Source organism: uncultured Phascolarctobacterium sp. (assembly GCF_905212365.1).
Classification (GTDB): Bacteria; Bacillota; Negativicutes; order Acidaminococcales; family Acidaminococcaceae; genus Phascolarctobacterium_A.
The window spans coordinates 1-15,600 of the sequence record NZ_CAJMEH010000052.1 but is presented as its reverse complement, the minus strand read 5'-3'; the positions used below and the strand labels follow the sequence as shown (position 1 = coordinate 15,600).

Annotated in this window: 13 protein-coding genes; all 13 read left to right on the top strand. The window is 52.4% G+C overall.

Annotated elements, in window-relative coordinates; translation table 11 throughout:
• Positions 1-546 (top strand): amino acid ABC transporter permease (locus QZ105_RS08210; protein WP_293729420.1); only part of this gene is annotated, 546 nt, incomplete at its 5' end.
• Positions 547-1,254 (top strand): amino acid ABC transporter permease, encoded by a 708-nt coding sequence (locus QZ105_RS08205; RefSeq protein ID WP_293729419.1) that lies wholly within the window; start codon positions 547-549, stop codon positions 1,252-1,254.
• Between the two features lie 34 nt (positions 1,255-1,288).
• Positions 1,289-2,425: a PLP-dependent aspartate aminotransferase family protein gene (locus tag QZ105_RS08200; protein ID WP_293729418.1), complete on the top strand. Its 1,137-nt coding sequence runs from the start codon at positions 1,289-1,291 to the stop codon at positions 2,423-2,425.
• Positions 2,426-2,437: 12 nt separating this feature from the next.
• Complete coding sequence (locus QZ105_RS08195; protein WP_366936024.1) at positions 2,438-3,619, top strand: MalY/PatB family protein; 1,182 nt, start codon at positions 2,438-2,440, stop codon at positions 3,617-3,619.
• Between the two features lie 254 nt (positions 3,620-3,873).
• Positions 3,874-4,293: a DUF1934 domain-containing protein gene (locus QZ105_RS08190; protein WP_293729415.1), complete on the top strand. Its 420-nt coding sequence runs from the start codon at positions 3,874-3,876 to the stop codon at positions 4,291-4,293.
• A 1-nt stretch (position 4,294) separates the two neighbouring features.
• Entirely contained in the window at positions 4,295-5,761 is a 1,467-nt protein-coding gene (locus tag QZ105_RS08185) for a DUF1846 domain-containing protein (RefSeq protein WP_293729414.1), read from the top strand.
• Between the two features lie 20 nt (positions 5,762-5,781).
• Positions 5,782-7,506: an arginine--tRNA ligase gene (gene argS / locus QZ105_RS08180; RefSeq protein ID WP_293729413.1), complete on the top strand. Its 1,725-nt coding sequence runs from the start codon at positions 5,782-5,784 to the stop codon at positions 7,504-7,506.
• A gap of 147 nt (positions 7,507-7,653) precedes the next feature.
• Entirely contained in the window at positions 7,654-9,276 is a 1,623-nt protein-coding gene (locus QZ105_RS08175) for a CTP synthase (protein ID WP_293729412.1), read from the top strand.
• A gap of 68 nt (positions 9,277-9,344) precedes the next feature.
• Positions 9,345-10,295: a signal peptide peptidase SppA gene (sppA, locus tag QZ105_RS08170; protein ID WP_293729410.1), complete on the top strand. Its 951-nt coding sequence runs from the start codon at positions 9,345-9,347 to the stop codon at positions 10,293-10,295.
• Positions 10,296-10,301: 6 nt separating this feature from the next.
• A complete protein-coding gene (locus tag QZ105_RS08165; protein ID WP_293729408.1) occupies positions 10,302-10,865 on the top strand; it encodes a YIP1 family protein in 564 nt (187 codons plus the stop codon).
• A gap of 112 nt (positions 10,866-10,977) precedes the next feature.
• Positions 10,978-11,940 (top strand): class II fructose-bisphosphatase, encoded by a 963-nt coding sequence (gene glpX / locus QZ105_RS08160; protein WP_293729406.1) that lies wholly within the window; start codon positions 10,978-10,980, stop codon positions 11,938-11,940.
• 95 nt (positions 11,941-12,035) lie between these two features.
• Positions 12,036-15,323 (top strand): transcription-repair coupling factor, encoded by a 3,288-nt coding sequence (gene mfd / locus QZ105_RS08155; protein WP_293729404.1) that lies wholly within the window; start codon positions 12,036-12,038, stop codon positions 15,321-15,323.
• Between the two features lie 17 nt (positions 15,324-15,340).
• Positions 15,341-15,600 (top strand): oligosaccharide flippase family protein (locus QZ105_RS08150; RefSeq protein ID WP_293729403.1); only part of this gene is annotated, 260 nt, incomplete at its 3' end.

Here is a 15,600-nt window from a genome sequence, read left to right as displayed (position 1 = left end):
GAAACTTATATTTATATGCTGCGCTGCACGCCGTCCATCGTCCTGCTGTTCATCGTCTTTTACGGTCTGCCCAAATTTTTGTTAGAGGTTTTCGATTACGATATCAATGATTTAAGCCGCGCGGTATTTGTTATCATCACCTTCACGCTGCTGTTTGCCGCTAGTATTTCCGAGGTGATGCGGGCGGCCTACCTGGCGGTGGACAAGGGGCAGTACGAGGCGGCGGTCAGCGCCGGGCTTTCCCCTCTGCTGGCGCTGCGCCGTATTGTTTTGCCACAGGCGGCGGTTATTGCCCTGCCGAATTTTGGCAATTCGCTGCTCAGCCTGCTCAAGGAAGGCTCTCTGGCTTATACCATAGGTCTGATTGATTTGTTGGGCGCTGGACAGATGATTGTTGCCCGTGCCTACGGCGCGTCGGCTTTGGAGGTTTACATTGCCGTTGGCTTGATTTATTGGCTACTGTCGCTGCTGTTAGCGGAAGGAATTTTGCGGCTGGAAAATTTTTTGCAGCCGCAGAAGTTTAAAGGCGGAAGGGAGGCGCGTTAAATGGAGCTGAATTATCAATTTATGCTGAACACCTTGGGGCTGCTGCTGCGGGGCGTGCCGGTGACGCTGTCCCTGACGGCGGTGGCGCTTCTGGTGGCCGCTCCCTTCGCCTTTTTTATGGCTTTGGCCCGCTTGCGCAATACTCCTTATGTGCAGGGGCCTATCAAATTGTATATTTCGCTGATTCGCGGCGTTCCCGTAGTAATTCAGATTTTGATTATCTACAGCCTGCTGCCCAGCGTGCTCAATGTAATTTTTAAGGAGTTGGGCATTCAATATAATATTTTCGATTTGAACACCATTTGGTACGCTTATATTATTTTTACCATTAGCACTATCGCCGTGCTGTCCGAGGTTTTCCGTAGCGCGTTGGGCAGCGTTTCTGCCGGGCAATTGGAAGCCGGCTGGGCTATAGGTATCTCTACCTTTCATACCTATATACGTATTATTATTCCGCAGGCGCTGACCGTTGCTTTGCCTTCGCTCTGCAATGTGGCGGTTAATCTGCTTAAAAATACCTCGCTGGCCTTTATGATGGCGGTGAAGGACGTGACGGCTGTGGGGAAAATTGCTGCCTCCTACGGCTATAATTATGTGGAAGCCTATATCGACGTTTTCGTCGCTTATATTATCTTATGCTCGCTGACGCAGGCGCTGTTCCGGCTGGCGGAAAACCGCTGCGGCAGGTACCGCCGCCGTACTGTTTGATGCGCGCGTTAAAAATTTCAGGAGGGATGTACTTATGGATTTTGCAACTAAATGTATTCATGCCATTGGCGAAACCGACGCCACCGGCGCTATTACTCCAGCGATTTATATTTCTTCAACCTTCGCTCACCCTAAGTTGGGCGATACCACGGGCTTTAATTATACTCGCGAATCCAACCCCACCCGCGCCCGGCTGGAGCAGCTGGTGGCTGCGCTGGAGGAGGGCGTGGACGCGCTGGCTTTCGCCTCCGGCATGGCGGCGGTGGATGCGGTGCTGCGCCTGTTCGCACCCGGCGACCACATTATTACGGGCAACGATTTATACGGCGGCTCCTTCCGCATTTTTCGCTCTATGTATGCGCCTAACGGCGTGGAATTTACCAGCGTGCATACCTCCAGCTTAGAGGAAATCAAGGCGGCGCTGCGCCCCAATACCAAGGCTGTCTTTTTGGAAACGCCGACCAATCCCACTATGGAAATTTCCGATTTGCGGGCTATCGGCAGGCTGGCGAAGGAGCGCGGCCTGCTGGTCATCGTCGATAATACTTTCCTGACGCCGTATTTCCAAAAGCCGCTGGCTTTGGGCGCAGATATCGTTATTCACAGCGGTACTAAATATCTCAGCGGGCATAACGATATTCTGGCTGGCTTCACTGTGGCTAAGGATGCGGCGCTTGCCGAAAAGCTGCGCCTGATTTACAAAACCACCGGCGCCTGCCTGGGCGCATTGGACGCTTGGCTGGCAATCCGCGGCATTAAAACGCTGCCGCTGCGCATGGAGCAGCACCAAAAGAACGCTTTAGAGCTGGCCACATGGCTGCAAAAGCAGCCGCAGGTGCAGTACGTGCTGTATCCCGGTTTGCCGGAGCATCCCGGCTACGCCATTAACGCGGCGCAGACCAGCGGCTGCGGCGGCATGATATCCTTTGCTGTGAAGGACGCCGCCGCTGCTAAGCACGTTTTGGAGCACGTGAAGCTGATTAAATTTGCCGAAAGCCTGGGCGGTACGGAAAGCCTGATTACCTATCCCATCCGTCAGACTCACGCCGACCTGCCGCCGGAGGAATGCGCGGCCAAGGGCATTACCGACAGCCTGCTGCGTTTGTCCGTGGGCATCGAGGGCATCGAGGACTTGCTGGCCGATTTGCAGCAGGCCTTTGCCGGGCTTTAAAGAGGTGGCATGATGACCGTATATGATTTTGATAAGGTGGTGGACCGCCGTAACACCGATTGTTTGAAATATGATTTTGCCGTGCAGCGGGGGCGTCCGGCGGACGTGCTGCCCCTGTGGGTGGCGGATATGGATTTCCCCGTGGCCGCAGAAATTACGCAGGCGTTGGCGGAGCGCTGCCGCCACGGAATTTTTGGCTACAGCGAAGCAGGCGACGCTTATTTTGCCGCCGTGCAGGATTGGTACGCCAAACATTTTGACTGGCAGGTACGGCGCGAATGGCTGACGAAAACTCCCGGCGTAGTCTTTGCGCTGGCTATGGCGGTGAAGGCTTATACTGGGCCGGGCGATGCGGTGTTGATTCAGCGGCCGGTTTACTATCCTTTTTCCGAAGTTATCGAAGATAACGGGCGGCGGCTGGCGGATTCGCCGTTGGTATTGCGCGGCGGACGCTATGAAATGGACTTTGAGGATTTGGAGCGACAAATCGTCGAGCAAAAGGTAAAGCTCATGCTGCTGTGCTCGCCCCATAATCCGGTGGGGCGCGTGTGGACGCGGCAGGAGCTGAGCCGCGTAGGCGATATTTGCCTGCGCCATCAGGTTATTGTTTTGAGCGATGAAATTCACGCCGATTTTTGCTGGGACGGTCATCAGCATACGGTTTTTGCCAATTTAGGCGAAGCCTATGCCAATAACTGCATCGTCTGCACTGCGCCCAGCAAAACCTTTAATATCGCCGGGCTGCAGGCGTCCAACATTTTTATTCCCAATTTACAGCTGCGCCGCGCTTTTCGCAAGCAGGTCAACGCTGCTGGCTACAGCCAGCTCAACGCTTTGGGTCTGGCGGCCTGCGAAGCGGCTTATGCCGGCGGCGAGGACTGGCTGCGGCAGGTTAAGAAATATATTCGCGCCAATATTTCTTTTGTGAAAAATTATCTGGCGCAGCATTTGCCGCAGATTAAGCTCATCGAGCCGGAGGGAACGTATCTGCTGTGGCTGGATTGCAGCGCTTTGGGCATGACTGCCGCTCAGCGGGAGCAGTGGCTGTGGCATAAGGCTCATTTGTGGCTGGACAGCGGCGGCATTTTCGGCGCGGCAGGCGAAGGCTTTGAACGCATCAACATCGCTTGTCCGCGGGCTACGCTGCTGCGGGCCTTGGAGCAGCTGCGGCTGGCCGCTGCGGAGCTGGAGTGAATGTAGAGTTTGATTCTCTTGCTAATCTTGTTTATATGAAAGGAAATTGAGTACTTGTTTACAGGCTGAATTGCTGGCGTACTTTTTCTTGACGCAGTCTGACGCCTGTTATATAATATTGAAGAATATAGAAGTCTTTTTTAGTGCAGAACACCGCATTAGATTGACAAAAATCTTTTAGGGCTTGCTGCCTTTCGATCATAAAGTTGGAACGAAAAGGCTGCAGGCTCTAGTCGTGTTTACGGAGAATTTAGATGCAGGCGGTAAAAATTCGTATTTTAAGTACAACTAAAGAAGGCGGCAGCGCGGCGCACTCCATCGAGCAGCATTACAAGGGTACGATGACGGATAAAAACGGCAAGTATTATGTGATGTACCACGAAGATTCCCAGTCGGGGCTGGAGGGTACCAAGACTACTGTGAAATGGGATCAGGAGCGCGTTATTATTCTGCGCAGCGGTACGGTGGATCACCGTCAGGAATTTTGCCGTGGCTATTTGGACAGAAGCATTTATAAAACTCCCTATCTGACCATTCCTCTGACTACGGAAACAAGCTATTTATACACTTATTTCCGGGAAGGCGTTTGGCGGCTGGAGATAGAATATACATTATATCATGGGGAAAATCCTTATGGCGAGATGCGGATTTTAATCGAAATCGAGGAAGTTTGAGATGAAAATTGGCTTTGATAATCACAAGTATTTGACTATGCAGTCTGAGCATATTAAGGAGCGCATCAGTAAGTTTGGCGATAAGCTGTATTTGGAATTTGGTGGTAAGCTTTTTGATGATTACCATGCTTCTAGAGTGCTGCCAGGCTTTGCTCCCGACAGCAAGCTGCAAATGTTGCTGCAGCTTGCGGAGCAGGCGGAAATGATTATTTCCATCAATGCCGATGATATTGAAAATAATAAGGTGCGGCATGACTTGGGTCTGACTTATGATTTGGATGTACTGCGTTTAGTAGATGTGTACCGCTCCAAAGGGCTTTATGTAAGCAGTGTGGTCATTACCCAATATAAAGGGCAGAAATCTATTGCCAGCTTTAAGAATAAGCTTGAAGCTATAGATATTAAGGTTTATTTCCATTATCCTATCGAGGGCTACCCCCACAATGTGGAGCATATAGTCAGTGATGAGGGCTACGGCAGGAATGACTATGTGGAAACAACTCGTCCGCTGGTAGTTGTTACGGCGCCTGGCCCTGGCAGCGGCAAGATGGCTACCTGCCTTTCCCAGCTCTATCATGAAAATAAACGGGGCATTAAAGCCGGTTATGCCAAATTTGAAACCTTCCCCATTTGGAACCTGCCACTGAAGCATCCTGTGAATATGGCCTACGAGGCTGCTACTGCGGATTTGCAGGATGTGAATATGATTGACCCATTCCACTTGGAAGCCTATGGCGTTACTACCGTTAATTATAATCGAGATGTGGAAATTTATCCTGTACTGGCGGCGATTTTTGAGGGTATTTATGGCTATTGTCCCTATAAATCGCCTACGGATATGGGTGTGAATATGGCCGGTAATTGTATTTGCGATGATGAGGTCTGCTGTGAAGCATCCCGTCAGGAAATCATTCGCCGCTACTATCAGTCGTGGAACCGCATGATAAAGGATGAAGCTGCGAAGCAGGAGGTTTACACGTTGGAGCTGCTTATGAAGCAGGCAAAGGTCAGCATCAATGACCGCCGTGTAGTTACCGTGGCCAAAAAGGTGGCGGAGGAGCGTAAGTGCGCTGTGATTGCGCTGGAGCTGCCCGATGGAGAGTTCGCTGTTGGTAAAACTACGGATTTGCTGGGGCCTGCCAGCGCTGTTTTGCTGAACGCTGTCAAGGCGTTGGGAAAAATTGCAGATGAGATGCATCTTATTTCTCCAACTTATATTAATCCTATTCAGGGATTAAAGACACAGTATTTGGGGAGCAAAAACCCGCGCCTGCATATGGATGAAGTGCTGATTGCCCTGTCGATGTGCGCGGCCACGGATAGCTTGGCTAAGCTGGCATTGGAGCAGCTGCCTAAGCTGAAGGGTTGTCAGGCGCATTCCACAGTGATGCTGACGGACGGCGATTTCAAGATCTTCAAGAAGTTGGGTGTGGAGCTGACCAATGATCCTGTGTATGAAACTAAATAAGAAATAAGGAGAGACTTACTTTGGATATAAAAGATACATTAGCTGCTGCTATTAAGGCTGCGGCGCAAAAAGCAATCGACAGCGGGAAGCTGAAGCCGGGAACCTTGCCTGAGGTGATGCTTGAGGTGCCGCCACAAAAGGAGTTTGGCGATTTTGCAACTAATTTTGCTATGCAGTCTGCTCGCAGCCTGCACTGCGCACCGCGTCAGATTGCTCAGGCTATTGTTGACAATCTGGACTGTGCTTCCGTGGAGAAAATGGAAATCGCAGGGCCTGGCTTTATCAATTTTTATTTAAAGCAGAACTGGACGGCGGAGCTGCTGTCCGGAATTTTGGCTGCAGGTGAGAATTATGGCAATTTGCCTGCTAATAGCCTTGGGCGTGTGCAGGTAGAATATGTCAGCGCCAACCCAACCGGGCCGCTGCATATTGGTCATGCGCGCGGCGCTGCTGTGGGCAGCGCTATGGTGAACCTGCTGCGTGCGGCTGGCTATGATGTGGAGAGCGAATTTTACATCAATGATGCCGGCAATCAAATGAACAATCTGGCCGCGTCCGTCAATGCTAGGTATCTGCAGCTGTTAAAGCTGGAGGAGATGGGCGGCGTACCTGCTGATTTGACAGTAAAAATGCTGGATGAGCTGCCTACGGGAATTGATTTTCCTGAAAATGGCTATCATGGCTATGATATTATTGAAACGGCGCAGCGCATTATCCGCATTTATGGCAGGGAATTTGCAGATTTAGATGAAAAGGAGCGTCTGGCTAAATTCCTGGAAATTGCTTATAAAGAAAAGCTGGCAGGGCTGAAGGAGGATTTGGAGGCCTTTGGCGTAAAATACGACGTGTGGTTCAGCGAGAAGAGCCTGCACGCTGCCGACAAGATTTGTGAGGCTTGCGCTGAACTGAAGGCACGAGGGCATTTGTACGAAGAAGGCGGCGCTCTGTGGTTCAGAACCACTCCCTTTGGCGATGATAAAGACCGCGTGGTAATCCGTGACAATGGCGTACCCACCTATTTCGCTGCGGATATAGCTTACCACCGCAATAAATTTGAACGCGGCTTTAAGCATGTTATTGATCTGTGGGGTGCTGACCACCATGGCTATATTGCCCGTGTGAAGGCTGCTGTGGAAGCATTGGGTTATAATCCTGCGGATTTGGAGGTTATGCTGCTGCAAATGGTTCGGCTTTATCGTAATGGCGACGTTGTTAAGCTTTCCAAGCGCACCGGCGAAACTATTACGCTGCGGGAGCTGATGGACGAGGTTGGAACTGATGCTGCGCGCTACTTCTTCTGTATGCGTTCTCTTGACAGCCAATTAGATTTTGATATGACGTTGGCTACGGAAAAATCCAATGAGAATCCGGTTTACTATATTCAGTATGCCCATGCGCGTATAGCAAGTATTGGCCGGCAGCTGGCGGAAGCAGGCATTGAGGAAGTGACTGCAAGCGAGCTGAAGCTGGATGCGCTGCAGGCTCCGGAAGAGCTGGAGCTGATTAAAAAGCTGGGCAAATATCCGGAAATGATTGCTGCGGCAGCTCGGGATCGTGCTGTGCATCATGTGGCAACTTATGCCTACGAGCTGGCGGGGCTTTTCCACTCCTTCTACAATCAGTGCCGCATTTTGGGCGTGGAGCCGGAATTGCAGCAGGCGCGTATTGCTTTGGTAAAGGCAGTAGGGCATACCATTCGCCATGGCTTGGGCATTTTGGGCGTATCTGCGCCTGAAAGAATGTAAGCAGGAGCTTTGCCGGTTAGTTTTAAATTCTGTTGTCAGCAGCTAATATATATAAAAAACTTGCTGACGATGGGCTTTGAAAATAGATAATTTAATATAGCAAATTTTACCGCAGACATTTTTGAAATCTTGAGGGGGATTACTATTATGGCTAATACTAAGTACATTTTTGTAACTGGCGGTGTTGTTTCTTCTTTAGGCAAGGGCATTACAGCTGCTTCTTTGGGGCGTTTGCTGAAAAGCCGCGGCTATCGCGTGACTATTCAAAAGTTCGACCCGTATATCAATATCGACCCTGGCACGATGAGCCCTTACCAGCATGGCGAGGTTTTCGTAACAGACGATGGTGCGGAAACCGACTTGGATTTGGGTCATTACGAGCGCTTTATCGATATTAACCTGTCCAAAAATTCCAATACTACTACGGGTAAAATTTATCAGTCCGTTATCAATAAAGAGCGCCGCGGCGATTATCTTGGCGGTACGGTGCAGGTAATTCCCCATATTACCAATGCTATTAAGGAACGCGTATTCATCGTTGGGCAGCAGGATAACGCTGATTTTGTTATTACGGAAATCGGCGGTACCGTCGGCGATATTGAAAGCCTGCCCTTTTTAGAGGCTATCCGGCAAGTAAAGAAAGAAGTAGGGCGCAACGATGTGCTTTACATTCACGTTACGCTTGTTCCTTACATTGCCGCAGCAGGCGAGCTGAAAACCAAGCCGACGCAGCACAGCGTTAAGGAGCTGCGCAGCATAGGTATTTCTCCTGACATTATCGTATGTCGCAGCGAAAAGCCCATTTCCAAAGAGATGCGCGAAAAGATGGCTATGTTCTGCGATGTTGATCCGGATGCAGTTATTCAAAATCTGACGGCTAAGAGTATTTATCAGGTGCCCATGCTGATGGAGGAGCAGCAGCTGGATTCCATTGTGTTGCGCAAGCTGGATATGGAGGATAAGCCTAAGGATATGTCTGGCTGGCATGATATGGTAGCACGCATTCTGAAAAAATACGACCGCAAGGTAACTATCGCCGTCGTAGGCAAATATGTGGAGCTGCAGGACGCTTATATCAGCATTACCGAATCCCTGCGCCATGCTGCCGTAGCCAACGAAGCGGAGCTGGATATTAAATGGGTGAACGCTGAAAAGATTGAGGGCGATTCCGTCGATATGACTGAGGTTATGGAAGGCGTGGACGGCATTCTGGTGCCCGGCGGCTTTGGCAATCGCGGCATTGAAGGCAAGATTAAGGCAATTCAATACGCCCGTGAAAATAAGATTCCGTTCTTTGGTATTTGCCTGGGTATGCAGTGCGCCGTTATCGAGTTCGCCCGCCACGTTTGCGGTATGGCCGACGCCAACAGCTCGGAATTTGCGCCGGAAACTGCGCATCCTGTTATCGATTTGATGCCGGAGCAGCTGGATGTAGAGGATATGGGCGGTACTATGCGCCTTGGCCTGTATCCCTGCAAGGTTTATCCCGATACGCTGACCATGAAGGCTTATAACGAGGAGCTGATTTACGAGCGCCATCGTCACCGTTACGAATTTAATAATGCCTTCCGCGAAGAGATCGTGGATAAAGGCCTGAAGCTGGGCGGTACGCTGCCTAACGGACGTTTGGTGGAAATTGTGGAGCTGCCGGAAAGCGTGCATCCTTGGTTCCTGGGCGCGCAGTTCCATCCGGAATTTAAATCCCGTCCGACCAATCCCCATCCGCTGTTCCGCGATTTTATTGCAGCTGCTTTGCGGGAACAAAAGTAGAATTTTTCAAAGGCAGACTGTTGAATGGCAGTTTGCCTATTTTATCAGCGCCATAAAAGGAGGTTGCTATGCTCAAGAAAATTTTTATCAGTGCGGTGCTGCTGCTGGCAGTGCTGAGCTTTGTGGTATCGCTGCTCAAGGGCAATAATAATAATGAAAAAAGCGTGACGGTACCCGACAGAGTGGCCGTTATCAATATTGAAGGTACGATTATCAGCGGCGGAGATAGCCGGGATACGCTGTTTAACCAGACCGGGGGCGTTACCAGCGGCAGCCTGATGCGTCAAATCCGCGAGGCTGCGGCTGACGACAGCGTGAAGGCTCTGGTGCTGCGTATCGACAGCGGCGGCGGCAGCGCTACGGCAGCCGAGGAAGTGGGCCGGGAGCTGATGCGCTTCAAAAGCACTACCAAAAAGCCCATTGTAGCGACGATGGGCAATACTGGGGCCAGCGCAGCTTACTGGATTGCAGCCTGCGCCAGCGATAAGGTTTACGCTAACGCTACGACCTTAACCGGCAGCATCGGCGTGTATATGCCGTATATGAATACGGAGGAGCTGTTTAAGAAAATCGGCATTACCAGCGATAAGATTAAGAGCGGACCCTATAAGGATATTATGAGCAGCGATCGTCCTATGACGGAGGAGGAAAAAGCCCTTCTGCAAAATATCGTCAACGAAATTTACGAGCAGTTTGTGGCTACGGTAGCTGTGGGCCGTCAGATGGACCAGAGCAAGGTACGGCAGCTGGCCGACGGCCGCGTTTATACCGGCCAGCAGGCGAAGAATCTGGGGCTGGTGGACGAGATAGGCGATTATTACGATGCTTTGGCAGCGGCTGGCGAGCTGGGCGGCATTAAGCCGGGCAGCGACGGCCTGCCTGCCGTTAAAGAACGCGCTAAGCAGCAGCCCTGGGAATTTTTGCTGAGTGCTCAGATTGCCAATATGATTAAAGGAGAGCTGCTGCAGCAGCTGCAAAGCAGCCTGCAGCCCAGTGCGGCGCCTGCCGTTGTGAGGTGATGAGCTATGAGGCGCAAAACCTTCGACGTGCTTTTTGAGCCGGGAGCGGGGCTGGCGGCACTGGTCAAGCAGCCCTGCCTGTGGCGCAGCGCGTTTTATTTTACCATCAGCGTGGGCTTTTTCACCGGTGTGGTCACTAATTGCTGGCTGCTGGAGCAGCCGCTGCAGGTGCGCTTTGCCATTATACTGGCGACTGTTTTGATTATGGCGACGGCTTTGTCGTTATACGGCTTTTTGCTGCACGGCATTATGGAAACCTTCGGCGCTTTGGCCGGCGACCCGGTGGGCTTGATATGCCTTTTGGGCTATACCACTCTGCCCTTTTTGCTGCTGACGCCGGGAGCGCTGCTGGCAGGCAAGCTGGGACTTGGCGGGTTGCCGCTGCTGGGGATCATTGTTTTAGCGGGCTTTGTTTGGATGCTGTATCTATTGGTGCGCACTTTGGAGGCGGTTTATCTTATTGATTGCTTCCGCTCGTTGGTGGCGCTGCTGTTCAGCCTGCTTTTAATGTATATTGTTTTCGTGCTGCCCTGGCAGCTTTTGGTTAAGCTGATAACTTATGGATGGTAAAAGGGATTTGATTTTCTCGTTGCTAAAACAGTCCGAAAGTGTCATAATTAAAGAGTAAATATTTGATAATTTTCACGCATACTGTGCAAAAATATTAAGGAGTGATGTAAGGATGAACAGAGAGCTTTCTATGGAATTTGTACGCGTTACCGAGGCTGCCGCTATTGCCTGCGGCCGTTTGGTGGGCAGGGGCGACAAGAACGGCGCCGACGGTTTGGCGGTTGACGCTATGCGCGCTGCTTTTGATACCGTAAATATTAACGGTACAGTAGTTATCGGCGAAGGCGAAATGGACGAAGCGCCGATGCTGTATATCGGCGAAGAGGTTGGCGCAGGCGGCCCGGCTGTTGATATTGCCGTTGACCCGGTGGAAGGCACTAATCTGGTGGCTAAAGGCCAGCCCGGCGCGATCGCCGTTATTGCTATCGCTCCCCGCGGATGTCTGCTGCACGCTCCCGATATGTATATGGATAAAATTGCCGTCGGCCCCCGCGCTAAGGGCTGCATCGATATTGACGCGCCTATTTCCGAAAATCTGGAGCGCGTAGCTAAGGCTATGGAGCGTAAGGTTTCCGATTTGAACGTAGTGCTGCTGGACCGCGAGCGTCATTATCCACTGATGGAGGAAATCAGAAAGGCCGGCGCGCGTATTTCCCTGATTACCGACGGCGACGTTAACCCCATCGTGGAATGCTGCATTGAAGGCAGCGGCATTCATATGTATGTGGGCAAGGGCGGCGCTCCCGAAGGCGTTTTGGGCGCGGCAGCCGTAAAATGCCTGGGCGGCGATATGCAGGCCCGCCTGTGCCCTGAGGACGACGCGCAGGTACAGCGCTGCCTGAAGATGGGCATTGCCGACGTTAATAAGGTTTTGACCTTGGAGGATTTGGTAAAAGGCGACGACTGCATGTTTACCGCTACGGCTATTACAAACTGCAATATGCTGCACGGTCTGCGTTATTTTGCCGACGGCGTGCGTACCCATACTATTTCCGCCCGCTATAAAACTGGCACGGTTCGCTTTGTGGACGCTATTCATAGCCTGGACCGCAAGGTATTGGCAGTAAAACTGTAATTTGTTTATTTGCAGGGACTGACGGCAAGCCGACTTTGCTGCGCGCAGAGGACGCCTGCCTCAGTCCTAAGTTTTCTTTAGAATTTGCAAAAGTGATGGATAATATTTTACTTAAACAGGTAGCCGCCGTGCGCGAGGTGCGGCAGGCAGCCCTTTATCATTTGGACAAACAGGCCTGTATTTTAACCGGGTTGGCGCAAAGCTGCAAGCCGGTCTTTTTTGCTGCCGTGGATAAGCTTGCAGGCGAGCGCGGCAGCCTGGCCTTTATTACGGCGTCCCGTGAGGAAATTCGCGCTTACCGCCGGGAGCTGAATTATTTTTATCCCGATCTGCCCATGCAGGAGCTGTATCCCGTCAGTCTGCCGCGGGTGCAGGCCGATACCCAAAGCCTGGAGCTGCAGGCCGGGCGTGCGGCGGCGCTGCGCTTTTTGCAGGGCGAGGAGAGGGGCATAGTTTTTATTACGGCGGAGGCTCTGCAGCAGAAACAGCTGCGGCCTTCGGCGCAGAATAGTAAGGAGCTGCGGCTGGCAGTGGGCGAAACCCACGAGCAGAAGGACGTAGTAGCGACGCTGCTGGAGCTGGGTTATGAGCGTACCGATCAGGTGGACGCTATCGGTCAGTTTTGCCTGCGCGGCGATATTCTAGATGTTTTCCCCATTAACAGCAGCGCGCCGGTGCGTGTTGAATGGTTTGATAATGAGCTGGACGCTATGCGCAGCTTTGACGTTAATAACCAGCGCAGCATCAAAACGCTGGAAAATATTAAAATTGCGGCGCTGGCTGCGGCTTTGGACGATGTGTACGAGGCTTCGGTGTTGGATTACTGCGCGGCGCGGACGCTTGTGGTTGTGGATGAGCCGGTGCGAACCTTTGAAATGCTGGAAAAGCTGGATAAGGAAAATAAGGCCGATGCCGACGAGCTGTTTACTAAGGACGAGCTGCTGGAACAGCTGAGCCGGAGCAATGTGCAGCTGGTATCCGCGCTGTCCCACAGCTATTTGTCCCAGCTGCCGGCGCTGAATATTCCTGTGCGGGCGGTGGCTCCCTATAATAAAAATACCAGCCGCCTGGTTGAAGATTTGACCGGCTGGCTGGCCAGCGGCATTACGCCCATCGTGATGCTGTCCGGCAGCGTTAAGGCCCGCGGCTTTGCGGAAAATCTGCATAATTACGGGTTGAAGGGACTTTATGTGCAGCTGGATTTGAAGCCGGGCAAGGTTAATGTGATGAACGGTGAGCTGGACCATGGCTTCCGTTTTTGGGATACCAACTGGCTGCTGCTGACGGAAAACGATATTTTCGGTATGCAGAAGCGCAAGCGGCTGCACAGCAAGCATCAGGGGCAGCAGCTGGAATATTTTTCGGATATTAAGGTCGGGGATTATGTTGTCCATAAGCACCATGGCATCGGCCGCTACATCGGCGTGGAAAACGTGGAGGTCGGCGGCATTCACCGCGACTATCTGCTGCTGGCCTACGCCGGGGACGATAAGCTGTATGTACCGGTGGACCAGGTAAGCCTGCTGCATAAATATGTGGGCGCCGAGGGCGCTGTGCCGCGCTTATCCAAGATGGGCGGCAGCGATTGGAAACGCACTACCTCCAAGGCGGCTAAGGCTATTACAGAGCTGGCGGAGGAGCTGCTGCGGCTGTACGCCCAGCGGCAGATTGTGCCGGGCTTTGCCTTTAGCCCGGATACGCCGCTGCAAAAGGAGTTTGAGGACGAATTTCCCTATGAGGAAACTCCCGACCAGCTTAAAGCCATTGCCGAGATTAAAGCCGATATGGAAAAGCCCCAGCCCATGGAACGGCTGCTGTGCGGCGACGTTGGCTACGGCAAAACAGAGGTGGCTCTGCGTGCCGCCTTTAAAGCCGTGGTGGACGGCAAGCAGGTGGCTGTTATGGTGCCGACCACGGTGCTGGCCCAGCAGCATTTTTTAACCTTTAAGGAACGTTTGCGTAATTTTGGCGTGAATGTGGAAATGCTGAACCGTTTTTGCAGCGCTAAGGAGCAAAAGCGCATTTTGCAAAATTTGGAGGACGGGCGCGTCGACATTTTAATCGGCACGCACCGCCTTTTGCAGGCCGACGTGCGTTTCCCCAATCTGGGGCTGCTGATTATCGACGAGGAGCAGCGCTTCGGCGTGGCGCAGAAGGAAAAAATTAAAAAGTGGCGCACGGGTATCGACGTGCTGACGCTGTCGGCAACGCCCATTCCCCGCACGCTGCATTTGGCCTTGGTTAAGGGCCGCGATATGAGCGTTATCGAGTCGCCGCCGGAGGATCGCCTGCCGGTGGAAACCTATGTCAGCGAATATAACGACGGCATGATTAAGGAGGCCATCGAGCGCGAGCTGCGGCGCGGCGGGCGCATTTATTATATTCATAACCGGGTCAGCGGCCTGGACGCGATAGCTGCCCGCCTGCGCCGTTTAGTGCCGGGCGTGAGCATAAAAATAGCTCACGGCCAGATGAACGAGGACGCCCTGGAGGACGCTATGATAACCTTCTACGAGGGCGGCTGCGATATTTTGCTTTGTACTACCATCGTGGAAAACGGCTTGGACGTACCGCTGGCTAATACAATTATTATCGACGGGGCGGAAAATTTTGGCCTGTCCCAGCTGTACCAGATGCGGGGGCGCGTGGGCCGCAGCTCCCGTTTGGCTTACGCTTATTTCGTCTATAAGCCCAATAAGGCGCTGAGTGAAATCGCGGAAAAGCGGCTGCAGGCCATCCGTGATTTTACGGAGCTGGGAGCAGGCTTTAAGATTGCTATGCGCGATCTGGAAATCCGCGGCGCAGGCAATCTTTTGGGCTCGCAGCAGCACGGGCATATCGTGGGCATAGGCTTTGCCGCCTATTGCGAAATGCTGGAGCAGACTATCGAGCGTTTGCAGAGCGGCAAGGTTGCGGCGCAGGAGCCGGAGCCGGTGCTGGAAATTCCCGCCGAGGCATATATTCCCGATTCCTATATTGCCGACCCGCGCTATAAAATGGAGCTGTACCGTCGTTTTGCAGAGATGGACTACAGCGAGCGGGACGATTTAATGGACGAGCTTATCGACCGCTTCGGCAATCCGCCGCCGGAGGTGGAAACCCTGTGGCGCTTGTCGTCGCTGAAGGGCTTATGCCGTTTGATGCGCGTGCGCGGCATCAATGTGCGGCAGGGAACCATCCGCATAACCTTTGCGCCTAAGGCGCAGGTGGACCCGGAGGCTTTTATGAAGCTTATCGATCTGCATAAAAAGACGATGACCTTTAAAAGCGGCGAGGAATCGCAGCTGATTTACCGCACCGGAAGTATGCAGGAGCAGCCCTTGTCGTGGCTGGAGCGCACGCTGCCGCTGCTGGCTTTGGGCAATAAATTCAATAAGAAATAAAATGGAGGTGAAAGCAGGTGAGTAAGGATAAATTTTTGCGCGGCGCTATGATTCTGACCATGGCCGGACTGATGGTCAAGGTTATCGGCTCCGTCAACCGCATCCTGCTTTCCCGGCTTTTAGGCGGAGAGGGCATCGGCCTTTATCAGATGGCCTATCCGGTGTATTTGCTGCTGCTGTCCATTTCCTCCGCCGGTATTCCGGTGGCAATATCCATTATTGTGTCCGGCTATTTGGCGCGGGGCGATTACGGCAGCGTGCGCCGTGTTTTTCGCCT